Source organism: Burkholderia glumae LMG 2196 = ATCC 33617 (genome assembly GCF_000960995.1).
In the GTDB taxonomy this organism is placed as follows: domain Bacteria; phylum Pseudomonadota; class Gammaproteobacteria; order Burkholderiales; family Burkholderiaceae; genus Burkholderia; species Burkholderia glumae.
In genome coordinates this window covers 2,661,995-2,686,448 of record NZ_CP009434.1, presented here as the reverse complement: position 1 = coordinate 2,686,448, position 24,454 = coordinate 2,661,995, and the positions used below count along the sequence as shown (strand labels likewise).

The 24,454-nt window shown below is 69.0% G+C and carries 16 protein-coding genes and 2 pseudogenes; 5 read left to right on the top strand and 13 right to left on the bottom strand.

The genetic code is table 11. From position 1 onward, the window contains the following. Positions 1–261 precede the first annotated feature (261 nt). The 5 genes from amaB (at position 262) to KS03_RS11950 (ending at position 9,368) form a co-directional block, all read left to right on the top strand. The gene (gene amaB / locus KS03_RS11970) at positions 262–1,797 is read left to right on the top strand and encodes an L-piperidine-6-carboxylate dehydrogenase (RefSeq protein ID WP_039201506.1); all 1,536 of its coding nucleotides are present in this window, start codon (positions 262–264) and stop codon (positions 1,795–1,797) included. 617 nt (positions 1,798–2,414) lie between these two features. After that, positions 2,415–3,722 (top strand): MFS transporter, encoded by a 1,308-nt coding sequence (locus tag KS03_RS11965; RefSeq protein ID WP_012733279.1) that lies wholly within the window; start codon positions 2,415–2,417, stop codon positions 3,720–3,722. Positions 3,723–3,751: 29 nt separating this feature from the next. Next, the gene (locus tag KS03_RS11960; protein ID WP_012733280.1) at positions 3,752–6,172 is read left to right on the top strand and encodes a glycoside hydrolase family 31 protein; all 2,421 of its coding nucleotides are present in this window, start codon (positions 3,752–3,754) and stop codon (positions 6,170–6,172) included. A gap of 22 nt (positions 6,173–6,194) precedes the next feature. Then, on the top strand, positions 6,195–7,382 hold the full coding sequence (locus KS03_RS11955; protein WP_012733281.1) for a porin: 1,188 nt from the start codon (positions 6,195–6,197) through the stop codon (positions 7,380–7,382). A 177-nt stretch (positions 7,383–7,559) separates the two neighbouring features. After that, complete coding sequence (locus KS03_RS11950) at positions 7,560–9,368, top strand: methyl-accepting chemotaxis protein (protein WP_012733282.1); 1,809 nt, start codon at positions 7,560–7,562, stop codon at positions 9,366–9,368. Positions 9,369–9,530: 162 nt separating this feature from the next. Here KS03_RS11950 and KS03_RS11945 read toward each other — a convergent pair whose 3' ends face one another. The 13 genes and pseudogenes from KS03_RS11945 to KS03_RS11890 all read right to left on the bottom strand — a co-directional run bounded on the left by KS03_RS11945 (position 9,531) and on the right by KS03_RS11890 (position 24,333). Continuing rightward, positions 9,531–11,444, bottom strand: coding sequence for an acid phosphatase (locus tag KS03_RS11945; RefSeq protein WP_169511645.1), 1,914 nt, complete (start codon positions 11,442–11,444; stop codon positions 9,531–9,533). Positions 11,445–11,903: 459 nt separating this feature from the next. Next, positions 11,904–13,664: a DUF3300 domain-containing protein gene (locus KS03_RS11940; RefSeq protein WP_017433210.1), complete on the bottom strand. Its 1,761-nt coding sequence runs from the start codon at positions 13,662–13,664 to the stop codon at positions 11,904–11,906. A 227-nt stretch (positions 13,665–13,891) separates the two neighbouring features. Next, a complete protein-coding gene (locus tag KS03_RS11935) occupies positions 13,892–14,374 on the bottom strand; it encodes a periplasmic heavy metal sensor (protein ID WP_012733285.1) in 483 nt (160 codons plus the stop codon). Further along, positions 14,371–14,808, bottom strand: a complete 438-nt coding sequence (locus KS03_RS11930; protein ID WP_012733286.1) for a hypothetical protein — start codon at positions 14,806–14,808, stop codon at positions 14,371–14,373. Before KS03_RS11930 ends, KS03_RS11935 begins: the two co-directional genes overlap by 4 nt. A 13-nt stretch (positions 14,809–14,821) precedes the next feature. Beyond that, positions 14,822–15,379 (bottom strand): RNA polymerase sigma factor, encoded by a 558-nt coding sequence (locus tag KS03_RS11925; protein ID WP_012733287.1) that lies wholly within the window; start codon positions 15,377–15,379, stop codon positions 14,822–14,824. 18 nt (positions 15,380–15,397) lie between these two features. Beyond that, complete coding sequence (locus KS03_RS11920) at positions 15,398–15,742, bottom strand: YXWGXW repeat-containing protein (RefSeq protein ID WP_012733288.1); 345 nt, start codon at positions 15,740–15,742, stop codon at positions 15,398–15,400. Between the two features lie 753 nt (positions 15,743–16,495). Beyond that, positions 16,496–17,437 (bottom strand): ABC transporter substrate-binding protein, encoded by a 942-nt coding sequence (locus KS03_RS11915; RefSeq protein ID WP_012733289.1) that lies wholly within the window; start codon positions 17,435–17,437, stop codon positions 16,496–16,498. Positions 17,438–17,519: 82 nt separating this feature from the next. Next, entirely contained in the window at positions 17,520–18,557 is a 1,038-nt protein-coding gene (locus tag KS03_RS11910) for an ABC transporter permease subunit (protein WP_012733290.1), read from the bottom strand. Positions 18,558–18,597: 40 nt separating this feature from the next. Then, on the bottom strand, positions 18,598–20,151 hold the full coding sequence (locus tag KS03_RS11905; protein ID WP_012733291.1) for a sugar ABC transporter ATP-binding protein: 1,554 nt from the start codon (positions 20,149–20,151) through the stop codon (positions 18,598–18,600). Continuing rightward, a complete protein-coding gene (locus KS03_RS11900) occupies positions 20,138–21,385 on the bottom strand; it encodes an ROK family protein (RefSeq protein WP_012733292.1) in 1,248 nt (415 codons plus the stop codon). Before KS03_RS11900 ends, KS03_RS11905 begins: the two co-directional genes overlap by 14 nt. Before the next feature lie 129 nt (positions 21,386–21,514). Continuing rightward, a pseudogene (locus KS03_RS33400) lies at positions 21,515–21,691 on the bottom strand (NAD(P)H-dependent oxidoreductase); the annotation flags it as partial. Beyond that, positions 21,681–22,237: pseudogene (locus KS03_RS33395) on the bottom strand (IS6 family transposase). The pseudogenes KS03_RS33395 and KS03_RS33400, both read right to left, overlap by 11 nt. Positions 22,238–22,587: 350 nt before the next feature. Next, positions 22,588–24,333: a methyl-accepting chemotaxis protein gene (locus KS03_RS11890; protein WP_012733293.1), complete on the bottom strand. Its 1,746-nt coding sequence runs from the start codon at positions 24,331–24,333 to the stop codon at positions 22,588–22,590. Positions 24,334–24,454: the final 121 nt, after the last annotated feature.

Here is a 24,454-nt window from a genome sequence, read left to right as displayed (position 1 = left end):
GCTGGATCGGCGCATTCTAGCATGTGGGTCCGGTGCCTCCGGGCGCCGTTTTGGGAGCATGCCGGCCGTGCCGGGCGGCCGCGGCGGCGGGCGATCCTCGGGACACCATACGGCTTGTTGTGCGGCGCGCCGAGGGCGCGCGCGCCGCTTCAGGCCCGATCGCGCCGGCTCTGGTATCGTCTGCCGGCAGGCCGCGCCACCCGGGCCGCCCGCGCGGCGCCGCGCGGTCCTTCGCGAACCTTCATTCATGGCCAACCCATCATGACTTCCCCGGTGACTTCCGCGCAATCCGTCTCCTCCCTGCTCGCCGAACTCGGCGTCGATCTCGCCGCCCGGCGCGGCGAGGCGCTCGCCGCGCGCTCGCCGCTCGACGGCGCCGTGCTCGCCACGCTCGCGACCGACAGCGCCGCCGACGCGGCGCGCAAGATCGACGCCGCCCAGGCCGCGTTCCTGCGCTGGCGCACGGTGCCCGCGCCGCTGCGCGGCGAACTGGTGCGCGGCTTCGGCAAGGTGCTGCGCGAGCACAAGGCGGCGCTCGGCCGCCTCGTCACGCTGGAGGCCGGCAAGATCGCCTCCGAGGGCCTCGGCGAAGTGCAGGAGATGATCGACATCTGCGATTTCGCGGTGGGCCTGTCGCGTCAGCTGTACGGCCTGACCATCGCGTCCGAGCGCCCCGGCCACCGGATGATGGAAACCTGGCATCCGCTCGGCGTGTGCGGCGTGATCTCGGCGTTCAATTTTCCGGTGGCGGTGTGGGCATGGAACGCGGCGCTCGCCCTGGTGTGCGGCGATCCGGTGGTGTGGAAGCCGTCCGAGAAGACGCCGCTCACGGCGCTCGCCTGCGATGCGCTGCTCGCCAAGGCGATCCGCGCGTTCGACGCGGCCCATCCTGGCGTGGCGCCGGCCGAGTTGAACCAGCTGCTGATCGGCGGGCGCGAGCTGGGCGAGGCGCTGGCCGCGTCGCCGCGGGTGCCGCTCGTCAGCGCGACGGGCAGCGTGCGGATGGGCGTCGAGGTGGCGAAGGTGCTCGGCGCGCGGCTCGCGCGCGGCATCCTCGAACTGGGCGGCAACAACGGCATGGTGGTCGCGCCGAGCGCCGATCTCGACCTGGTGGTGCGCGCCGTCACGTTCGCGGCGGTGGGCACGGCCGGCCAGCGCTGCACCACGCTGCGCCGGCTGATCGTGCAGCGCGGCGTGAGCGCGGCGCTGCTGCCGCGCCTGGAGAAGGCGTTCGCCTCGGTGAAGGTCGGCGATCCGCTGGCGGCCGACACGCTGGTGGGCCCGCTGATCGACCGCGCGGCCTTCGAGGCGATGCAGGCCGCGCTGGCCGACGCGCGCGCCCAGGGCGGGGCGGTGACGGGCGGCGAGCGCGTGGCGGCCGGCGGCGCGCAGGCGTTCTACGTGCGTCCGGCCATCGTGAGGATGCCCGCGCAGACGGCGGTGGTGACGCGCGAGACCTTCGCGCCGATTCTCTACGTGCTCGAATACGACACGCTCGACGAGGCGATCGCATTGCACAACGGCGTGCCGCAGGGGCTCTCGTCGGCGATCTTCACCAACGACCTGCGCGAGGCCGAGCAGTTCATGTCGGCGGCCGGCAGCGACTGCGGGATCGTCAACGTCAACATCGGCACCAGCGGCGCCGAGATCGGCGGCGCGTTCGGCGGCGAGAAGGAAACGGGCGGCGGGCGCGAATCCGGCTCCGATGCCTGGAAGAACTACATGCGCCGCGCCACCAACACCATCAACTACAGCCGCGAGCTGCCGCTCGCGCAGGGCGTGAAGTTCGACGTCTGAGCGGCCCCCGGGGCTGGCCGCGCGGCCGCCTGCACGCGGTCGCGCAAGCGCGGAGCAGGGCCGCCGGCGCGCTTCGCCGCTCCGCTTGGCTGCCGCGCTCGCCCCGGGAACGCACGCCACCTCGTGGTTGCTGCCGATCCGGGCTCGGCCCCGTCTCGGCCAGGGCTCGGGCCGATGCGCGCCGAGCTGGCGCGGCAGCCGGCGAATCGCGCGCTGCCGCGAAGCGGTCGACGCGATCACTACGCAGCCGCAACCACGCCGGCCCGGGCCGATGCCGGTGCCTGGCCGCGCGTCGGCCGGCGCTTTCCACGGCGGTTCGCTGCGGCGCCGCCGATTCACTGTGGCCGACGATGGCTCGACGCCCCCGAGCCGGCGCGCGCATGGCAGCAGCGGCGAGCCTGATCGAAAACGAACATAGTCTTTCGAATTCATGTCCGACGTTGTCTGACGAGATGGGGAAAAGCGTCGAACATGACGCAGCGGATATTGGCTTTATCCGCATTTACACCTATTTTTCGGGCATTTCCAAGTGGTACGATGACTGCCGTGATGGTTCGAATGCGTACCGAATCGAACATAACTCGAAAATTCCGACCGATGCGATCGGGTCTGGAGACATGAAGGAGAAGGACTTGAAAACCATAGCTGGCCTGCGCTGGTGGATCATTGCCCTCGTGTGCCTGGGGACCATCGTCAACTACCTGTCGCGCAACGCGCTGGGGGTGCTCGCGCCGCAGCTCAAGACGCTCCTGAGCATGAGCACGCAGCAGTACTCCTACGTGGTGGGGGCATTTCAGGTCGGCTACACGCTGATGCAGCCGGTATGCGGGCTCGTCATCGACATCATCGGACTGCGCGCGGGCTTTGCGATCTTCGCCATGCTGTGGTCGGCCGTCGGCTGCCTGCACGGCCTGGCGAGCGGCTGGGCATCGCTTGCCGCGCTGCGCGGGCTGATGGGGCTCACGGAGGCGGTGGCGATTCCCGCCGGGATGAAGGTGGTCGCCGAATGGTTCCCGAACAAGGAACGCTCGGTGGCCGTGGGCTATTTCAACGCCGGCACCTCGCTCGGTTCGCTGCTCGCCCCGCCGCTGGTGATCTTCATCTCCTTGCGGTACGGATGGCAGGCCGCGTTTGCCGTCACTGGCGCGCTCGGCTTCGCGTGGGCGGCAATCTGGTACGTCTTTTATCGTTCTCCTGACAATCACCGGAAGATATCGGCCAAGGAGTATGAAAAGATCGTGGCCGGAAAGGAGCCGAGCGGGTCCGCCGCCGGCGGCCGGCGCCGTGTGCGCGACGTGATCGCGACGCGACGCTTCTGGGCCATCGCGCAGGCGCGCTTCTTCGCCGAGCCGGCCTGGCAGACGTTCAGCTTCTGGATTCCGCTCTACCTGGCAACCGAGCGCCACATGGATTTGAAGCAAATCGCCATTTTTGCCTGGCTGCCGTTTCTCGCGGCCGATCTGGGCGGCCTGTTCGGCGGCTACCTGTCTCCGTTCCTGATCAAGTATCTGCGCATCCCGCTGATCTGGTCGCGCGTCGCCGGCGTCGTGCTCGGCGCGTTCATGATGATCGGCCCCGCCTGCATCGGATTCGTCGCTTCGCCTTACGAGGCCATCGCGCTCTTCTGCGTGGGCGGCTTCGCCCATCAGATGATCTCGGCCCTGGTCAACACGCTGTCGGCCGATGTTTTCGATTCCAGCGAAGTCGGCACGGCGAGCGGCTTCGCCGGCATGGCCGCGTGGATCGGCGGACTCGGTTTTTCGCTGCTGGTGGGCGCGCTTGCCGATTCCATCGGCTACAAGCCGCTGTTCGTGGCACTCGGCGCGTTCGATCTGATCGGCGCGACGCTCCTGATCATCCTGATGCGCGGCGTGACTCGCCCGCGCCCGGACGCGGCGACGCGCGGCACGCGCCCCGCCGCTTAACGTCGATCAACCTCAGTCAAAGGCTGGACATGGCATCACTCAACAACCGTCCCCGCTTCGCGCTTGCCACCCGGTCGGGCGCGCATCTGGTGCTGGGCGCAGACTGCGGCGCACGCATCGAGGTATTCGTCCTGGCGGACGACATCGTGCGCGTGCTGGTTCTGCCCGACGGCACGCTGCGTGCCCCTCGCACCTGGGCGATTGCGCCCGGCTTGGAGGATACGGCGCTCGAGGGCCGCGATCGGCGCGACCTCGGCGGCTTCGAGGCCACGCCGTACACACTGGCGGAGCATGAGCGAGGCATCGTGCTGGAGACCGGCTCGGTGCGCCTGACGGTCGAATACGATGGCGGCTTCTGCTCGTGGGAAGTGCGCCAGGCCGGCGCGTGGCATGCCGTGCTCAGGGATCGCCGGACGCAGGCCTACAACTTCGGCTGGTGGGATGCGCGTGTCTATCACTATGTCGAGCGCGAGCGCGGCGAAATCTACGTGGGCCTCGGCGAGCGGGCCGGCGCGCTGAATCGTGCCGGCCAGTGCTATGAAATGCGCAACATCGATGCGATGGGCTACGATGCGCGCACCACCGATCCGCTATACAAGCACATCCCGTTCTACGTGACCTGGCGGCCCGAAACCTCGACGGGCTACGGCCTCTTCTACGATACGCTGGCCGATTGCCGGTTCGACATGGGCCGCGAACTGGACAACTATCACGGGCATTACCGCCATTTCGTCGCGGAACATGGGGATCTCGACTACTACTTCATCGCCTCTGCCGACACGCCGCTCGCCGCCGTGCGCCGCTTCACCTGGCTGACCGGCCGCCCGGCCTGGACGCCCAAGTGGGGCCTCGGCTATTCCGGCTCGACCATGAGCTACACCGACGCGGACGACGCCCAGAGCCGCATGGCGGAATTCCTCGTGCGATGCGAGGCGCACGACATCCTGTGCGACTCGTTTCACCTTTCGTCGGGGTATACCTCGATCGGGCCGAAGCGCTACGTGTTCAACTGGAATCGCGAGAAATTCCCGGACATCGACGGCTTTGTCGACGGCTATCTGCGCAGCGGCGTGCGGCTCTGCGCGAATATCAAGCCGTGTCTGCTGCAGGATCATCCGGCATTCGAGGAGGTCGAGCGCGCCGGCCTGCTGATCCGCGCCGCGGACGGCACACCTGCGTGGGTCCAGTTCTGGGACGAGGTGGGCGCATATCTCGATTTCACCAACCCGGCGGCCTACGACTGGTGGAAGGCGCGCGTCAAGGGCAGCCTGCTTGCCTACGGCATCGCGGCCACCTGGAACGACAACAACGAGTTCGAGATCTGGACGCCGAACGCGATCGCGCAGGGCTTCGGCACGCCGTTTGCCGCGCAGCAGGCGAAGCCGCTGCAAACGCTGTTGATGATGCGCGCCTCGCGCGATGCGCAGCGCGAGCACGCGCCGGGCAAGCGGCCGTTCCTGGTGTCCCGCTCCGGCGGAGTGGGCATGCAGCGCTACGTGCAGACCTGGTCGGGTGACAACTTCACGTCCTGGGAGACGCTGCGCTTCAACCTGAAAATGGGGCTTGGGCTCGCCATGTCGGGCGTGTCGAACAGCGGACACGACATCGGCGGCTTTTCGGGGCCGGCGCCCGAACCGGAACTGTTCGCGCGCTGGGTCGCGTTTGGGGTGTTCCTGCCGCGTTTTTCGATCCATTCATGGAACGACGACGGTACCGTCAACGAGCCCTGGATGTATCCCGAGCTGACCCGGCTCGTGGCCGATCTCATCAAGCTTCGTTATCGCCTGATTCCGTACCTCTACGAACTGCTCTGGCAGTCGCATGCCTGCTACGAACCGGTGCTGCGCCCGATGTTCGCCGAGTTCCCGCACGATCCCGCCTGTCTGGCCGACGGTGACGACATGATGCTCGGCTCCTCGATGCTCGTCGCACCCGTGGTGGAGCCGGGGCAGACCACGCGCGACGTGTACCTGCCAGCCGGTGCGCGTTGGGCATCGTACTGGAGCGGCGAGGTGTTCGAGGGCGGTCAGACCGTGCGCCTGCCCGCGCCGATGGAATGCCCGGTGTTCCTGATCCGCGAAGGCGGCTGCGTGCCGCTCAACGTCGCCGAGCAGCATTTCGCGCGGGCCGCCGACGAACGCGCCTTCATGGCGGTGCCCTATGCGGGAGACGGCGAACTGAGCGGGCATTGCATCGAGGACGACGGTGAGAGCGAGGCTGGCCGCGCCGGCGAGCCAGGGCGCTGGAACCTGTCGATCCGTTCCACGCCTGCGCGACTCACCGTGTCGATCGCACGCGCGGGCCGGATGCCGGCGGCCCGCGCGGCGCAGGCGGCCGTGACCCTGATGATTCCCGCCGCCGACACGCGCGAGGTGACCTGCGCCGGCGCGGAGGTCGTGGGCGATGTGCTGAGCGCCGGGTGGCGATGCCTGACCGTGCGTGTCATATAAATTGAAAAGAGGAGATCCAGCCGTGAACGAAGCAAACACACCGCGCACCCGTGCGCTGCTGCAGGTAATGATTCCGCTGTGCGGCGTCGCGATGTCCGGTGCCGCGGCCGCGCAGTCGAGCGTCAGCCTCTACGGTGTGGTCGACAATGCGTTTGCCTACTCCAGCAATCAGGGCGGGCATTCCAACTTCTACCTGAGCCAGGGGAACCTGCAGGCGAGCAAATTCGGCCTGTTGGGCAGCGAGGATCTGGGCGGCGGCAGCCGCGCGATCTTTCGACTCGAAAGCGGCTTCAATTCGCTGACCGGTGCGCAAAGCAGCGCGGGGCTGATATTCAACCGGCAGGCATACGTGGGGCTCGCCGACGACCGGCTGGGTACCCTGAGCCTCGGCCGCCAATACACGCCGTATTTCAACCTGGTCGGCGCGCTCGGGCCGACCGGCGTGCTGACCGGCGCCACCGGCGCGCATCCCGGCGATCTCGACGCGCTGGACACGACGCTGCGCTTGAACAACTCAGTCGCCTACGCGTCGCCCGTCATCGCCGGCCTGCAGTTCGGCGCGCAGTACGGCATCGGCGGCGTGCCGGGCAGCATCGGAGCCGGCGGCATGTTCAGCGCCGCGCTGCGCTACGACTTCAAGGCGTTCGCCGCGGCAGCCGGCTATGTCCGGCTGCGGGACGGCGCCACCAGCCCCGCGCTGGGCAGCTTCGCGATCAATTCCCCCGTCAACAGCGGCTACGCGACCGCAGGCAGCGCGCAGATCGTCGGGGCCGCGGCGCGCTACAAGCTGGGCGACCTGATGCTGGGCGTCAATTACTCGAACGTGGAATATTCACCCGGCTCGGGTTCGCGCTTCACCGGCGCGGGCGTGTTCAACACTTACGGGGCGATTGCAACCTACAGCTTCACGCCGGCGCTGACCGTGGGCGCCGGCTACAGCTTCACGGCCGCGAGCAAGGCGAACGGCATCGACGACCCCGCGCGCTATCACCAGATTTCGCTCGAGGAGACTTACAGCCTGTCCAAGCGCACGACGCTCTACGCGCTGCAGGCTTACCAGCACGCCCGGGGCAAGACCCTCATCGCGACGGGATCGGGTGCCCCCGGCATCGTCTCGGCCGTCGCATCGGTCGGCGATTCGCAGAATACGACGCCCTCGTCCGGGCCGTCGCAGATCGTCTGCATGCTCGGAATCCGGCACGCATTCTGAAGCGCGCTTACCGGCGCCCGATTCGGACCCGCCGCCCGCCTGCTCACGCAGGCGGGCGCGCAAGATGATAAAGAAGCGCAGATGGGGCGCAAGTTTTCGTCGCGCCTGCCGATATCCTGCTATGAAACGCTGAATGTTACAAATCTATTACGTTACCAATAATAAGGATATCGTAGGATGTTCTCATCGATACGCGCGCGGATTCTTGCAACCTGCGTCGGCATAGTCGCGACCGCGCTGATTGCCACCGGGGGCATCATCTATTACGTCGTCGAGCAACACAACGACGAGATGATCAACAGCAATCTGAAGTCGACGCTCGCCGGCCAGACGCTGGCCATCAACCAGTGGATCGCAAGCTGCGCCAAGCAGGTGGCCGTGCTGGCGGATTCGGCGCCGCTTGGCTCGAGCGCTGAGGTGCTCCCGTCGCTGCGGCTGGTCATGCAGTCCGGCGGCTTCGTCGCCGTGACGCTGGGCCTGGCCGACAAGACGGCCTATTCGCCCACGCCGCTGCCGGCCGGCTACGATCCGACGGCGCGGCCATGGTACAAGCAGGCGGCCGCATCCGGCCACGCGCTCGTCACGAGCGTCTACCGCGATGCCGCGACGGGCAAGCCCACCTTCTCGTTCGTCTCCCCGGTCATGCGCGACGGCACCATGAAAGGCGCCATCGCCGCCGGGATGCTGCTCGAAAAGGTAAGCGGCATCGTCGCCGCGATTCGTCCCACGCCGTCGAGCCTCGCGTTCCTGGTCAACCAGAAAGGCGATTTGCTCGCGCTCGGCAATACCGCGCTCATCATGAAGCCGGCGTCCGATCTGTCGGCCGACCTCACGCCCGCGCTGCTCGAGGCGCTGAAGACGGCCGACCGGCCCCTGGAAATCAAGATCGACGGCGCGGACAAATTGCTGCGATCCGAGCCGATCGACGGCACGGACTGGCATCTGGTGCTGGCGCTCGACAAGGCCGACGTGACAGCGGGGATACGCGCCGTGGCCACGACCACGCTGGTATGCGTGATCGTCGTGGCATTGCTCGCCGCCCTGGTGATCGGGGCGCTCACGACCACGGCGTTCCGCCGCATACTGCTCGTGCGTGACGCACTCAACGATGTCAGCAGCGGCAGCGGCGACCTCTCGCGGCGCCTGCCCGCCGAAGGTGGCGACGAAGCCGCGCAGATCGCGCGCGCGTTCAACCTGTTCACGGCGAAGATCAGTGAAACCTTGCTGAAGATCCGCGAAAGCAGCGAATCGGTGCGTCTGGCCAGCTCGGAGATCGCGCAAGGAAACCAGGATTTGTCCGGCCGCACCGAACTCACCGCCTCCAGCCTGCAGGAAACCGCGGCGGCGCTCGAGGAGATCGCCGGCACGGCGCGCAATTCCGCCGACGCGGTCACGCAGATGAGCCAGCTCGCCGAGAAGGCGTCGAGCGTTGCGATCCGCGGCGGCGACACGGTGCGGGAGGTGGTGACCACCATGCACCAAATCACCCAGGCCTCGGCGGAAATCTCGGACATCATCGGCGTGATCGACGGCATCGCGTTCCAGACCAACATCCTCGCGCTCAATGCCGCCGTGGAGGCGGCACGCGCGAGCGAGCACGGCCGCGGTTTCGCCGTGGTGGCTGGCGAAGTGCGCGCGCTGGCCCAGCGCAGCGCACAGGCGGCGCGCGAAATCAAAGCGCTGATCGAATCGTCGGTGTCGAAAATCGAACAGGGCTCGCAGCTGGTGCAGACCGCGGGCTTGACGATGGACGAAATCGTCGGAGGCGTGCGCGGCATCACCAATGCCATCGGCGAGATCGGCGTGGGGGCTCACGAGCAGAGCACGGGCCTGGAGCAAGTGAATCAGGCGCTGTCACAGCTCGATCATTCGACCCAGCAAAATGCCGCGCTGGTGGAGCAATCGGCGGCCTCGGCGGTGCTGTTGCGCGAGCAGGCCGAAAAGCTCGCCGACGCGGTGGGCGAATTCAAGCTCGCGACTGCGTAAGGCCGCGGCGGCGGGAGGTCCGGCGCAGGCGGGGCGACAACGCCGCCGGAGCCGGGCCGGTCATGGCGCCGCCGCGTGCCAGGCCGGCCGGCGGCGGACGCCGCGGGCCGAGCCGGCGGCTTCGAGCGCCGTGGGCGAGCCCGCCCACGGGCCTGCCGCGGTTCAGCCGTCGATGTGGACCTGGACCCCGGAGGTGCCGTACAGGGGCGTCACCTTGTAGCCGTCGACCGTGACGGCGTCGAAGCGGCCCGCGAAGCTGCCGCTGTCGATCAGGCTGATCGTGTCGCCGGGCCTGGGAGCATAGCCTTGCGCGAACTTCACATGCAGGGTGCCGCCGACGATCGCGACGGGGCCGCCCACCGCGACGCGGCCGGCGTCGCCGGTGCCGCGATCGAGTTCCAGCGTGCTGCCCGCCAGTTGGGTGAACCTGCCGGCAATGACCGCGCGCGACGGCGCCGCGATCACCACCGTGCCCGCGCCCAGGTAGACGTCGCCGCTGCCGAACGCGTTCGGGGCCGCGGCCGCCAGGGTGCCGCCCGTCACCTGGGTGCCGCCGCCATACGTGTTGTTGCCCGCCAGCGTCAGGGTGCCGGTGCCGGCGAAGCTGAGCTTTCCGCTGCCGCCGATGTCGTTGCGCCAGGTATCGGACGCGCTGAAGCCGCCCTTGGACGCATCCATCGAGATCACCACGTTGCCGTTGAACTGGCCGTAGCCGTCGGCCGCGGAGAACAGGTTCAGCCTGCCCCATCCTTCGGCGTCGTCCAGCACCGGATAGCCCGACGCCAGCGCCGTGGTCTTCAGCACCACGCGGCGCTGCTCTGCGCTCAGGTACGGCAGGCGCGTCTCGAGCAGCGCCTCGGCGCCCTTGGGCACCACGGCAGGGGCGGTTGCCGGGTTGATCTGGCCGAAACCGAAGGTGAGGCGGCGCAGGAAGTTCGCCTTATTGGTCGCGTAGTCCGCGAAGCGGTCGCTCGAGGCGGGCGCGGAATGGGCGAGCGCCGGGAAGCTCGCTGCATTGGTATTGGTCGCGGCGTACAGCGCGGCGTGGGCCTGGGCGAAGGCCGCTGCCTTCAGCGCGGCGTTGGCCGGGTCCGCGAGGTTGGCCGCCACCGCGGCTTCGCCGAGGATGCGCCCGCCCATCACGTCGAGCGGCGAGTGCATGCCGGCCAGAATCCGGTTTTCGCCGAGTTCGAGGCCACGGGCCAGCATTTCCTGGAAGCGCTCCGGCACGACATAAGCCATGGCGATGGCATCGCGCATCGCCTCGGCCGAGTGGCCGCTGGGAAAGCCGCCGTCGGTGGCCGGCGTGGCGCTTTCGGCCGGCACCAGCGCAGGGACGACGACGACGCTGCTGCTCCAGCGGAACGGCCGTTCGTATTTGTAGAAGCGCTTGGCCGGCTCCGTCGATGCGTTGTTGCCCATCGCGTTGACGAAATCCACCACGCTGCCGAAGGTCGGATTGGCCGTGCCGCCCACCCCGGTGTTGTTGCCGCTGTCGTTGTAGAGCGTGACGGTGGCGTCCGCCGGGACCGAGGTGATGGAGGTGGTTTGCTGGGCCGCGTTGCGCCAGGCCGCCGTCAAGGGGCCCAGGCCGTCGGTGACGCTGTAGCCCTTGCCCCGGCGGTCGTCGTAGTAGGCGGCGTCGGCCTGCGCGGCGGAGCGCGCGGTGGTGGCCGATACCACGTACTGCACGTTGGCACTGAGCACGGCCGGATTCAGCGCCGTGCCGTTGGGCGTGCCGTCGGTCGGCAGGCCGGTCCAGGTCGAGGCGACCACCGCCGGGAAGCCGCCTGCCGCCGGCGCGTTCACCCCGGCGTCGACGATCTCGCTGAGCGGTTGCCAGAGGCCGCGGAAGCCGGCCAGCACGCGCACCCCGGCATTGGTGCTCATCGTGGCATAGCGGGCGTCGCCGCGCTGGTTGGTATAGGCCGTGTCGACGAAGGCCGCAACCGAGGGCACCGGCGCGCTGTCGGTATAGCCGGGATCGGCGGGCGGCGCGGGCACCTGCGAGACCACCGCGGGCGAGCTATTGCTGGTGTCGTCGCCGCCGCCGCAGGCGGTCAGCAGGAACGACATCGTGACGGCGGACGCGATGGCGTGAAGACGGACGAAACGAGGCACGGACGCGAACACTTGAGTGTTTCCCTGTATTTTTCGGAGACTGAACCATACGTTTGTTTTGTTACAGGCTTACGTCGAGATTGAGGCGTTCGAGCCGTCGCGGATCGATCCGGGCCGAGCGATCTTGGCGGTAGGCGCCGCCCGAGGCGGGGCATGGCTGGCCACGAAACGCCAGCGCGTTGCGACCGGGGCGCAGGGAGGCGGGGCGGAAACCGGCCGAGCCGGGCAGGCCGGTGGCCGCGGCGATCCGGCAGGCCGCAGCCGGCCTGCCGGCCGGCGGGGCAGGCAAGCGGCCGGCAAGTCGATCGGTCGGGTACGCGAACCGGCGCGGCGGCAGGAAGGGGCCGCGCGGATATCGCAACCAGGGCCGGGCGAGGCCGGCCCTGGTTGCGTCGACGCCGGCCCGGCTGCGCGTCAGCGATGCTCGCGCCGTTCGTGCTGCTGCGGATGCGGCGCCGAATGCTGAGGATGCGACTGGGGATGCGCTTGCGGCGCATGTTGCCCATGTTCGGCCGGATGGGACTGCGGTGCCTCGCGGTGCGCCTCGGCCTCGTGCTGCTGCTGCTGCTGCGGGAAGGCCTGGTGCTGCTGGGGCGGTGCCTCGTGCTGCGGACGCGACGCTTCGGCCTCGGGCGCGTGCCGCGTCTCGGCCTGCTGATGCGGCTGCATGCCGGACATCTCGCGCATCTCGTTCTGGTGGCTCTGGCCGTGCGTTGCCTCGGCCGGCGGGTGCGGCACGCTTTCCTCGGCGCGGCCCGCCACGGGCGCATGCGCGCCCGGCTCGTTGTGCCCGGCGTGCATCTCGGCGCCGGGATGCGAGGCACCCGTGCCGGTGTGCGCGGCAAACTGGTTCGGGCGGCTCTCGCCCGGATGCAGTCCGGGCCGCTCGCCGGGCCGCGCATCGTTGGCGCCGAAATGCGGCATCGACATCGCCGACGGGACCGGATGCGGCGCGCCCGGATTCGCACGCGCGGCCTGCTGCTCGCGCATCTGTTGCGCGCGCATCTGCTGCTCGCGCATCTGCTGCTCGCGCATCTGCTGCGCGGCGGCCATGCCGGCCGGCGGCGCGCCGCGATTGATCAGGTTGCCGACGTTGTTGGTGGTATTGCCGTAATTGTTGGTGACGTTGTTCGTGATCCGGGTGTTATGGATATTGTTGACGTTGTTGATCACGGTGGTCGACTTCGAGATATAGGTGGTGTGGTTGTACACCACCGCCGGCCGCTGCCAGTTGCCCCAGGCCGGGCCGTCCGGATGCGGCGCGCCCCAGTTGACGCCCCACGCATGCCAGCCCCAGTCGTGATGGCTGAACAGCGCGCCGACCGCGATGCCCACGCCGAACGACAGCACGCCGGCGGTCACCACCGCGCCGGTGTCGTAGCTCGGCCGGTAGACGTAGCCGGGGTAGACCACCGGCGCGCCGTACACCACGGCCGGGTTGTAGGTGGGCACGTAGACCGTATCGGGCTGGGCCGGTTCGATCACGATGGTCTGCGGCGGCGGCGGTACGATCGGCGGGCCTTCGTAGATCGCCGGGCCGCTCGGCGCCGGCGTGTAGGACGGCGGCGGCGCGGCCTGCGTCACTTGCGTCACGTGCAGCTTGCTGCCCGAGCTGAGGTGCCCGGCCTTCTGCGCGCGCTGGCGCATCACCTGGATTGCGTTCAGCACGTCGTTCGGATCATGGAAATAGGCTTGGCCGAGCGCGGTGGTCCAGGCGATATTGCCGGCCATCTGCGAGAGCACGGCCGGGAACGCGGTCAGTGCCTTGACCGACGGATCCCAGGACTGCGCATCGGCGGCCGCGGTCAGGTCCGCGCCCTTGAGCGTCGGATTCTGGCCGATCCAGGTGTTGGCGGCCGTGATCTGGTCGGGATAGGTCGAGCCGGCCAGCACCAGGGCCACCAGCTTGTCCGGGAACAGCGCGATCGGCGCGACCATCTGATAGAGCTGGTCGGCGCTCGGCGGCGTGTAGGCCGCCGGCGCCGGCTGCGCGTCGGAGGCGGCCGGCGCGCTCGCGGCGCTGGCCTCGCTGGCAGCGGGCGGCGTGTCGTCGCTCTTCTTGTTGCAGGCGGCCAGGCCCAGCAGGGCGATCACGAGCGAGGACGCGACGAGCGCGCGGACGGAGTGGTGACGAGGCGGCAGGGTAGGTTTCATGATCTGGTGCGTGTCGTTCATCAGGAGGGGCTCAGGGCTGGCGTCGGCGGAGCGATGTGGAACCGGCACGATTCGACAGGCTTCGCTCGATCAGCTTCGCGCCGTGGGAAGAAGGCATCCATTACGGCGTGCTTACCATGCCGGGCTGACGGGAGTGAAAGCCGTTGCGATGGTCACACTCACAGTAACGGTGCGCGCCGAAGCTTCGTGCACGATGGCTCGGCCGGTTTGTGTAACAGTCTGTGCGATCAATGCGCGGCCCGGGCCGTCGAGGCCGCTGCCGGCAGCTGGAACGAGCCGCGCCGCTGCAGGCCCTGGGCCAGGCTCGCGCGTTCCGTGGGCGGCAGCGCCTCGGCAAAGCTCACGATGCTCTCTTCCAGGCGGCGGCGCTGCTCGAAATCGGCGTCGCGCGTGCGGGCCAGCGCCGCGTCGATCGCGGCGCGATCGAAACCGGGCGCCACCAGCAGTTGCGCGACGCTGCGGCGGCCGTCCCTGGCGGCCTGGGCGAGCGGCCTGGCCTGCTGATGCTGGGCCTTGAGCAGTGCCGCGAAGGCCTGCCGGTGCGCCGCCGGCAGGCCGTCCGCGGCGAAGCGCAGATTGCGGCTGCGCTGCGCGAGGATCGCGTGCTCGTCGCCGAGCCAGCGATACAGCGCGCCACCGATCCCGCCCAGCAGGAAGACGTTGAAGACCAGCGACAGCGCGAGCAGCGTTCGGCATGACGGCCATTTCATTCGCTATCCTTACCTGATGTCGGCCAATCGAAAGCATTCTCGCGGAAGGTGCCCGCGTCATAAGGCGAGCCCGGCGCGGGGTGGCGGCCGGGCGGCACGCTCATCAGCATCGACATCAGCATGAAGCCGGCGGTGCAGCCGGCCGCCGCGATACCGATCAGGCCCGCGCCCGACCACCATGGATGACGTGCGATCCAGCGCGGCGGCCGGCGTGGGAACGAAGCCAGTATGCGGCGCTGCAGGGCCTCGCTGGGCGGCGGCGCGTCGGCCGCGTCGAGCAGCGCGTCGAGCAGGCGGGCCGGCGCGAGCGTGTCGCGCAGTGCGTCGCCGAGCGCGTCGGCATGGCGCCAGGCGGCTTCACGGCACGGCGCCGGCCAGCGCCGCGGGTTCGCGCCGTGCCGGTCGATCAGATCGCGAAATTGGTCGGCAGTCATGGTGCGGGCTCCTTCATCCGTGGATATCTTGCAGGCGCTGGCGCAGCGCTTTGCGGGCCCGCGCCAGCAGGCTTTCGATCGCCTCGACGCTGAGCGCCATCGCCGTGGCCGCCTCGGCATTGCTCAGTTCCTGGTAGTAGGTCAGCACCAGCGCCTCGCGCTGGCGCACGGGCAGCGCGGCCAGGGCCTCCCGCACGCGTTCGCGCATCGATTTCGCGAGCCACTGCGCCTCCGGCGTCGGGCCGGCATCGGCCTGCAGGTCGGGGTCGAGCGCGTCCGTCTCGCGGCGGCGCGCGCGCAGCTCGAGCCGGTCGTGGCAGACGTTCAGCGCGATGCGATGCAGCCAGGTGTCGACCCGCGCACGCTCCTCGCGCCACGAGCGCGCGTACTTCCACACGCGCACGAACACCTCCTGCGCGACGTCCTCGGCTTCCGCCACGTCGCCGAGCAGGCGATAGGCGAGCGCGACGATGCGATGCAGCTTGCGTGACACCAGTGCGGCTGCCGCCTTGTCGTCGCCCTGCGCGATTCGCCCGATCAGCGAGGCGTCCGGGTCGGTCTTGAAGAGCACGCGAGCGGACGGGAAGGCTCACGCAACCCAGTGGCCGCGAATCCAGACCCAGCCGTCGCCGCGCGGTGCCCAGTGGCCCGGCTGCCAGTGATAACCGACCCGCACCGCCTGCCAGTGGCCGGGCTCCCAGACATAGGCGCCGTGTCTCCAGACCCAGTGGCCGGCATCCCAGACGTAGCCGACGCGCGGCGCCGGCACGACTTCGACGCGCGGCGGCGGCGGCGCGACGCGCACCACCTCGGGCGCGGGCTCGGCCACCACGCAGGCAGACAGCGCGCTGCCCAGCAGCAGGGCGGCGGCGCAGGCGCGCAAGCTTGCGCGCAGGGGCGCGCGGGTTGAGGAAGGTGTCATCGCGCGGAGCATAAGCCGGTTTGGCGTCATGGAATTGTCAGGTTGATCCGGAGTCGAGGGAGGTGTCGCCGCTCGGGCGGCCACACACCGCTTAAACCGATTTGCCCGGCAGAATCCGTCGCATATTTCGAAATATTTTTTCACGCGGCGGCCGGCGGCCTGCTGGTGCTCGGCCTTCCCGAAGCCGCGCGGCGGCAATGGCCGCAGGCGGACGCGGGGTGGGCCGCGCCGGCGCGCGGCAGGTCTGCATGAGGCGATCGAACGGCCCCGGAGGGGCCTGCCTTCGCACGGCGGCCGGCCGGCTCGGGCGCCGCAGCCACGCATGGGCGAGACGGGAATGCGGCCGGGCGCCGCCGGCTGGCCGCGTCGTCGGCGCGCCGTGGGCAGAGGATTCGGTGACAGGGGCGGCGCCTGGGCCGCGCCGCGGTGCGGGTGGGGAAGCCGCGCAGCTCGCCGGCTGGCCCGGCGAGCTGCGCGGCGCAGCCTGCGGTATCGGCGTCGCGCCTGGCGAGTACGCCAAGCGCGCGCGGACCGGAGTTCCCGCCATGTGCGCCAGGCACTGGCGCGATCGGCCGCCTCGGCGGCAAACCGGAACCACCGGGCCGCCAGCTCAGCAGGCTTCAGCAGGCTTCAGCAGGCGTCAGCAGGCCGGCGAAATGGCCCGCTGCGCGGCGGCGGGCGCGGCCCCCGAGCGGGCGCCCGCCGGCGGCGTCACGCGCGCGATGCGCGCGACCGGCGGTGCGGCGGGCGCCGCGCCGGCGTCGCTCAGTGCGAGCTCCAGCCCTTGTAGTCCTTCACGTTGTCGCGCGTGACCAGCGTCGGCTCGATCAGGATCATCGGGTTGGCCGGCGGCTTGCCGTTCATGATCCCGTAGCCGACCGTCACGGCCTGCTGCGCCATCGCCCACGGGTCCTGGCTCGACGACGCCTGGATCAGCGTGTTCGTCTTCAGCGCCACTTCCATGTCGGGCGCGCCGTCCACCGACGTGATCACGATGTTCGGGCGGTTCAGCTGCTTGGCCGCGAGGTCGCTGCCGATTGCCTGCGGGTCGTTGATGGTGAACACGCCGTCGAGCTTCGGGAAGCGCGTCAGGTAGCCCTGCATCGCGTTCATGCCGCCTTCACGCGAGCCCTTGCCGTCCTGGTCGCTCGACAGCAGCTTGATGCCGGGGTGCTTCGCCAGCTCGGTCTTGCAGCCGTTGACGCGGTCGATCACGGCCGACACCTGCGGGCCGTTCTCGATGACGACGTTGCCCTTGCCGTTGAGCTTCTTCGCCAGGTAATCGCAGGCCAGCTCGCCGGCCTTCACGTTGTTGGTCTGCACGGTCGCGTTCGCGCCCGCGGCCGAGACGTCCACCGCCACCACCGTGATGCCGGCCGCCTGCGCCTTCTTCACCGCCGGCTCGATCGCCTTCGGATCGGTGGCGTTGAGCAGGATCATGTCGACATGCGCGGAGATGAAGTTGTCGATCTGGGTGAACTGCTTGTTGAGATCGTAATCGGCCGAAACCGCGATGACTTTCGCGTTCGGGTTGATCTGCCTGGCGCGTGCTTCGGCGCCCTTGACGATCGTCACGAAGTACGGGTTGCCGAGCGAGCCCACCGTGACGCCGATCGATTTCAGCGGCTTGTCGGCGGCATGGGCGGCGCCTGCGCCGAAGGCGAGTGCGCAGGCGAGGACGGTCAGCGTGGCGTTTTGCTTGAACATGTCGTTGTGTCTCCGGAAGGTCCGTTGGCGGCGGGGTGCGGGAGGACCTGCCCGCACCCTTGCGTGGAGCGGTGGCGGCCGCTCAGGTGCGGGCCGATTCGCGTTGGCGGTAGCGGTCGAGCGCGACCGCGCCGATGATGACGAGCCCCTTGATGATGTACTGCCAGACGTCCGACACGCCGAGCAGCACCAGGCCGTTGGTCAGCACCGCGATGATGAGTGCGCCGATCAGCGTGCCGACGATCGAGCCGACGCCGCCGACGAAGCTGGTGCCGCCGAGAATCACCGCGGCGATCGCATCGAGTTCGTAGGACTGGCCGAGCTGCAGGCCGTTGGCGGCGTAGAGCCGGGCGGCCGACATCACCGCGCCGAGCCCGGCGAGCAGCCCCGACGCGGCATAGACGAACAGGTTGATGGCCCGCACGTTGATGCCGGACAGCCGGGCCGCTTCGGGATTGCCGCCCACCGAGTAGATGCGCATGCCGAGCACGGTGCGGCGCAGGATGAACCACGACAGCGCAATGACGGCGCACGCGATCACCACCAGCCACGGCAGGCCGAACACCGTGCCGTTGCCGATGAAGGCGAACGGCAGCTGCGGATTGAACACGGTCGTGTCGTTGCCGATCAGGCGGGCCACGCCGCGCACCGCGGTCATCGCGCCGAGCGTGACGATGAAGGGCGGCAGGCGCAGGAACGCGATCAGCACGCCGTTGGCCGCGCCGAACGCGAGGCCGACGCCGAGCGCGATCGGCACGCCCAGCCAGCCCCAGCCTGGAATCGTCGAGGCCAGCAGGGCGGCGACGGCCGACGCGGCCAGCACCGAGCCGACCGACAGGTCGATGCCGCCCGTCAGGATCACGAAGGTCATGCCGGCGGCCAGCACGATGTTGATCGAGGCCTGCTGCGTGACGATCGACAGGTTCTGCAGCGTGAAGAAGCCGTCGGTCAGCAAGCCGAAGCCGAGGCAGAGCACCAGCAGCACCGGCAGCATGCCGGCGGTGCGCATCAGCGACTGCATGCGCGCGCGGCGGTCGGCGCCGCGCGTCGGGGGCGTACGGTCGGCCACCGAATGGGCCGTCGCGGAAGCGAGGTTCCGCTGCTTGGTCGGGTTGATCATGTCGGTATCTGAAGGCAAGGGGAAGAGGGAGCAGGCGCGATCAATGCGCCTCGGCCGGCTCGGCCTGGGAGCCGGCGGCGAGGGCGATGATCGCTTCCTGCGTGATGGGCGTATTGGTGTGGCCGCCGAGTTCGCCGGCGATTTCGCCTTCGTGCATCACCAGCACGCGGTCGGCCACGCCGATGATTTCCGGCAGCTCGCTCGAGATCACGATCACGCCGACGCCGGCGCGGGCCAGATCGTTGATGATGCGATAGATCTCGGATTTCGCGCCGATATCGACGCCGCGCGTCGGCTCGTCGAGGATCAGCACGCGCGGTTTGGTCTCGAGCAGGCGCGACAGCAGCACTTTCTGCTGGTTGCCGCCCGACAGCGCGCCGACGTTGATGTTCGCGTGCGGCACGCGGATCGACAGCGCGGCGATCGCGTCGCGCGCCCGCGCCGCGCCGCGCGACAGATCGAGCGTGCCGAGCCGCGCATCGCGGTTGCACACCGCGATGTTGATGTTGTCGCGCACGCTCATGTCGAGGAACAGGCCCTGGCGCTTGCGGTCCTCGGTCAGGTAGACCAGGCCGGCGTCGATCGATTCGCGCGGCGAGTGCGCGCCGAAGCGGTGGTCGCCGAGCTTCACCTCGCCGCGCGTGCGCGGCTCCGCGCCGAAGATCAGCCGCGCCAGCTCGGTGCGGCCCGCGCCGACCAGCCCCGCGATGCCGAGCACCTCGCCTGCGTGCAGATCGAGGCTGCAGCCGCGCACGCGGCCGCCGTCGGCCACGTCGCGCACGGACAGCAGCAGGTGGCCGGGATCGTAAGGCGCGTGCGCCTTCTTGTAGAAGCCCGAGATGTCGCGGCCCACCATCATCGAGACGAGCCGGTCGGCCGACAGCGCCTCGCGTTCGAGCGTGCCGACATAGGTGCCGTCGCGCAGCACCGAGACGCGATCCGACAGTTCGTAGATCTCCGCCATCCGATGGCTGATGTAGATGATCGCGAAGCCTTCCTCGCGCAGCTGGCGGATCAGCGCGAACAGGTGCTCGGTCTCGCGCGACGACAGCGGCGTGGTGGGCTCGTCCATCACCAGGATGCGCGCGCGCGTATGCACGGCGCGCGCGATTTCGACCAGTTGCTGCTCGGCGATGGACAGCGTGCCCACCAGCGCGTCGGGGCCGAACGGCGCGCCGAGCCGCGCGAGCACGTCCTGGCAGCCGCGCGCCATCGCGGCGCGGTCGATGGTGCCCCAGCGACGGTTGCCGCGCCGCAGTTCGCGGCCGATATAGATGTTTTCGGCCACCGTCAGGTTCGGCGACAGGCACAGCTCCTGGTAGATCACCGCGATGCCGGCATCGCGCGCGGCGAGTGTGCCGTCGATGTCGATCGGCCGGCCGTCGATCAGGATCTCGCCGCCGGGGTCGGCGCGATACGCGCCGGACAGGATCTTCATCAGGGTCGACTTGCCGGCGCCGTTCTCGCCCATCAGCGAATGAATTTCGCCGGGGTAGACGGTCAGCCCGACATTGTCGAGCGCGCGCACGGCGGCGAACGTCTTGCTGATGCCGCGCATCTCGAGCAGCGGCTGGGACGACTTAGAAAGAGACATAGGCGACCTCTTGCTTGTCCGGACCCGCCCCGCGCAGGATGCCGGAGCGGGGTGAGAAGTTGAAGAACATCGGCAGGGTGGCCGCGCCGATCGCGCCGGCGTCCGCGCCGAAGGAACCGCGCACGAGTTCGGGGGCGCTGCGCGCCTCCGGCGTGATCGCGGCGAGTGCCTCGCTCAGGCGTGGGATGAGCCGGTCGAGCAGGCCGGCGTCGACGTCCGAATCGAGCACCACCACCGGCAGATCGAGCACCGACAGCACCGAGCGCAGCGCGAACGCGAGCGCGTCCACGCAGTCGTCGATCCATTCGTCGACGGCGGGCACGCCGCGCGCGATGCAGTCGTTCAGCGCGGCGCGGCTGTCCACGGTCTCGCCGCAATGGCGCAGATGCCGGATCAGCGCGCTCAGCGACGCGCGCGTGAGCAGCATGTCCCACGGGCCGTGCGGGGCCGGTGCCGAGCGCAGGCGGCTCGGCTGCACCGGCATCACGGCGAAATCACCGGCGTTGCCGGTGCGGCCGTGCAGGCAGTCGCCGTCGATCGCGATGCCGCCGCCGATCACCGGCCCGAGGAACAGATAGACAAAATGGTCGCGCTGCCGGCCGCGGCCGTAGAATAGCTCCGCGATGGCGGCGGCGTTGCCGTCGTTCTCGCTGAAGACCGGCAGCGGCGTGAGGCTGGCCAGCTCGCGGGCGAGATCGATTTCGGCCCAGGCGCGGAACGCTTCGGCCGGCAGGCCCAGTTCGCGCAGCCAGCTGCTGAGGTTGAACGGATGCGCCACGCCGACGCCCGTGAGCCGGTCCCGGGCCTGGGCGGGCAACTGGCGCTGCAGTTCCTCGATATCGCCGCGCACGGTTTCCAGCACGGTTGCGGGCGGCGGAAGAAAGATGTCGTGCGAGCGGCAGCTGATCACGTCGCCCGTGAAGTTGACCAGCGCGGTTTCGATGCGCATGCGGTCCACCCGCACGCCGATTCCGAACGCGCCGTTCGGGTCCAGGCGGATCAGCGACGCCGGCTGGCCGCGCTGGCCTTCGGTACGGCCGGCAAACTCGATGAGCTTCGCGTCCGCCAGCGACGCGACGATGCTGCCGACGGCCGTGCCCGTCATGTTCGCGCGCCGCGCGAGGTCGGCTTTCGAGGCGCTGCCCGTGCGACGCAGCATCTGCAGCAGCAGACGCTCGTTGTAGCGACGCACATTGGCCGAATTGCTGCCTTGGCCGATGTGCGGGCGTCTCATGGTGTCTCCTTCCATGGGGTAGGGGCCGATGGCTCATTAAATAAATCAAGTTGATTTATTTAAACAATGAAGCGTGCTGGCGTCAATCTTGGTAAACCCTGCGTGGCGGCAGGCGTTGCCGGCGCGCCGGTAGCCATAGGCCCACACCCGGCCAATCCAGCCTTTCATGATGGCGGGCATGCCGTACCACCAGAGCGGAAACAGCAAAATCAGCGCATCCGCCGCCAGCACTTTCTGCGGCTTTGTCACGTTAGCGGAGTATGTCCACCAGGAGCGCGACTTCGACCTGCCTGTTTCATGCGGCAGACGGATTCTGGGTGCTTCGGCCAATTCACGCCACGCCGAGAAGCGTACAGCAAGGTGTTGGCGATACGGCGAAGCACGCAGCAGATGCCGCTTCAGGGCGAAGTGCTGGCGGATCAGCCCGAAGCTCGCGAGGAAAGCCCGCGAGCACGCCGGGTCGCGCAATTCCCGCATGCGTTGCTCGCGTTCGCGGGTCGGCTGACGGCTGACGGCTGACGGCTGACGGCTGACGGCGGCTCTCGGCGCGCTTGTTCACGCGGGCAGCGGCCTTTACGAACTCATGCTTGAGGTTGGCGAGTTCCGGGATGCCAGCCTTGGCAGCCGGGTAGCTGCGTAACGGGACGATGACGATCTTGCGCGGCGGGCGAAGGCCGCACCGAATTTGTCGCGCCATCTGCGGATCGTCTCGTGGCTGACGCTCACGCCGCGCTCGAATAGCAGTTCCTCGATGTCGCGTAGGCTCAGCTGGAAGCGGAAATACCAGCGCACCGCCTGGCTGATGATCGCTGCGCGGAATCGATGGCCGAGGTAGAGCGATTTTGGTTTCATCGCCCCATCTATCCGGCCATACCCGCCAACGTGACAGCGCCGTACGCAGGGAGCGCCGATCACCGCGGCCAGTCCGGCGTCACCCGGCCAGGCCGGATTCTGGGCGTTTCGCGCAACGGATATCGCCGGTGGCGGGTTCGCCCACCCAGCGCGAAGGCGCCAACGGAGGCGGCCCTGCATGGAGAAGTGGCAGCCGTCCCGGTATGCGAGCCACCAAGCCGCGCCGGCTCATCGCAGCGCGCCCCGGGCGCGCCGCGGCACGCGGCGGGCGAGGCCGGCCGGGCGTGAGCCCGAACTCGGCGCGGCGCCCCGACATGCTTTCGCGATAGGACGCTGCGGCGGCTGCCGCGTCAGAACGTATCCCAGTCGCCATCGGCTGCCTGGGCCACCGGCTTCGACGGCGCGATGGCGACGGGTCTCGGTAGCGCGGCCGCGCGCTTCGGCGGCGGCGCCTTGGTCACGCGTGCCGCAGGCGGCACCGTCGCGCGCGCCGGTGCAGGCGCCGCTGCAGGCGTCGGAGCGGGCACCGAGGTTCGCTTGTCGCCGACATGGAATACCGAGACGGTCTGCTTCATCTTGGCGGCCTGCGCTTCGAGCGACTGCGCGGCCGCCGCCGCCTCTTCGACGAGCGCCGCGTTCTGCTGCGTGGTCTCGTCCATTTGCGTCACGGCCTGGCTGACCTGATGAATACTCTGGTTCTGCTGCTCCGAGGCCGCTGTGATCTCGCCGACGATATTGGACACGCGGCGAATCGCTTCCTTGACGTCGGCCATCGTCTTGCTGACTTCCGACGCCTGCTCGGTGCCGCTCTGGATCATCGCGACCGAGGTCGAGATCACCTCCTTGATTTCCTTGGCCGCGCTGGCCGAGCGCTGCGCGAGGCTGCGCACCTCGCTTGCGACGACCGCGAACCCGCGCCCCTGCTCGCCGGCGCGCGCGGCCTCCACCGCCGCGTTCAGCGCCAGGATGTTGGTCTGGAATGCAATGCCTTCGATGACGCCGGTGATCTCGGAGATTTTCGTCGAATTGCTGCTGATCTCGCTGATCGTGCGCACCATGCTTTCGACGGAGTGGTGGCCCGTATCGGCGACGCTCGCGGCCTGCACGGCGAGCGTATTCGCATGGCGCGCGCTTTCGCTGTTCTGGCCAACCGTCTGGGTCAGCTCCAGCATGCTCGCGGCAGTCTGCTCGAGCGATGCCGCCTGTTCCTCGGTCCGCGACGACAAATCGATGTTGCCGCTCGCAATCTGCTTGGAGGCGACGCTGACCGACTCGGCACCTTCGCGAACCGAGCCGATCGTCGTCGCGAGCTGCTCCTGCATGCGCGCCACCGCGTAGAGAATGCTGTGGCGGTGGACGTTGTCGGTCTCGATGCGCTTGCTCAGATCGCCGTTCGCGATCTGCTCGACCACCTGCGCGACCGCGGCCGGTTCGCTGCCGATCTGTTGCAGCACGGTGCGCGTCACCATCAGCCCGAGGCCGATCGCCACCGCCACGCCGACGAGCGCGCAGCCCAGGATCCACCAGGTCACCGACGTGACCAGGGCGGCGCCGTCGGCGACGCGCGCGCGCGCGAGTTCGTCGCGCAAGTCCGACAGCTTGATCAGCAGCGTGCGCAGCTTGACGTGCAGCGGGTCGGTGGTCGATTTCAATTCGGCCAGGGCGCCGGTCTGGTCGGCCTGGTCGGCGAGCGCCTCGACCTTGGCGACGGAACTCATGTAGGCCGGCCAGGTGGTGTCGAAATCGCTGATCAGCTGCTTTTGCGCGTCGGAGCTCGCGTGCGCGCGTTCGTAATCGAACGCGGCGAGGATCGCCGCTTCGCCAGCGCGGTTCAGCCGGAGCGTGTCGGCCCGGCCAGCCGGGTCCGGGTTCAAAATGTAGGAATATAGGCGGCGGAAATGCGAAGCGGCCTGCCATGCGGCCGTGCCGTCCTGACGTACCGGGACGAATTCGAGGTTGTACATGTCGGTCTGCATGGTCGCGACTTCGCGCACCTTGACCAGACCGACCGCGCCCACGATGGCGGTGACGAGTGCGCAAAGCACCAACGCGCCGACCAGCTTCTGGCTAAGCTTGAGATTGGAAAGCCATTGCATCTTTGGATAAGCCTATCGTGAGGGGTTGGGAGAAGCCGACCTTACGTTGTCGGTATTCGGGGCGTCTGTCGCAAGTCGTGCTAACGGCAGCCGGCGCGGTTTCTTGAGGTTTGCGGGCCGA

What these genes read in the sequence shown, in the direction of transcription:
- amaB (WP_039201506.1), top strand. Translation starts at nt 262, where the DNA reads ATGACTTCCCCGGTGACTTCCGCGCAATCCGTCTCCTCCCTGCTCGCC.
- KS03_RS11965 (WP_012733279.1), top strand. Translation starts at nt 2,415, where the DNA reads ATGAAGGAGAAGGACTTGAAAACCATAGCTGGCCTGCGCTGGTGGATC.
- KS03_RS11960 (WP_012733280.1), top strand. Translation starts at nt 3,752, where the DNA reads ATGGCATCACTCAACAACCGTCCCCGCTTCGCGCTTGCCACCCGGTCG.
- KS03_RS11950 (WP_012733282.1), top strand. Translation starts at nt 7,560, where the DNA reads ATGTTCTCATCGATACGCGCGCGGATTCTTGCAACCTGCGTCGGCATA.
- KS03_RS11945 (WP_169511645.1), bottom strand. Translation starts at nt 11,444, where the DNA reads ATGTCGTTCCTGCTGACCGCCTGCGGCGGCGGCGACGACACCAGCAAT.
- KS03_RS11940 (WP_017433210.1), bottom strand. Translation starts at nt 13,664, where the DNA reads ATGAACGACACGCACCAGATCATGAAACCTACCCTGCCGCCTCGTCAC.
- KS03_RS11935 (WP_012733285.1), bottom strand. Translation starts at nt 14,374, where the DNA reads ATGAAATGGCCGTCATGCCGAACGCTGCTCGCGCTGTCGCTGGTCTTC.
- KS03_RS11930 (WP_012733286.1), bottom strand. Translation starts at nt 14,808, where the DNA reads ATGACTGCCGACCAATTTCGCGATCTGATCGACCGGCACGGCGCGAAC.
- KS03_RS11920 (WP_012733288.1), bottom strand. Translation starts at nt 15,742, where the DNA reads ATGCTCCGCGCGATGACACCTTCCTCAACCCGCGCGCCCCTGCGCGCA.
- KS03_RS11915 (WP_012733289.1), bottom strand. Translation starts at nt 17,437, where the DNA reads ATGTTCAAGCAAAACGCCACGCTGACCGTCCTCGCCTGCGCACTCGCC.
- KS03_RS11910 (WP_012733290.1), bottom strand. Translation starts at nt 18,557, where the DNA reads ATGATCAACCCGACCAAGCAGCGGAACCTCGCTTCCGCGACGGCCCAT.
- KS03_RS11905 (WP_012733291.1), bottom strand. Translation starts at nt 20,151, where the DNA reads ATGTCTCTTTCTAAGTCGTCCCAGCCGCTGCTCGAGATGCGCGGCATC.
- KS03_RS11900 (WP_012733292.1), bottom strand. Translation starts at nt 21,385, where the DNA reads ATGAGACGCCCGCACATCGGCCAAGGCAGCAATTCGGCCAATGTGCGT.
- KS03_RS11890 (WP_012733293.1), bottom strand. Translation starts at nt 24,333, where the DNA reads ATGCAATGGCTTTCCAATCTCAAGCTTAGCCAGAAGCTGGTCGGCGCG.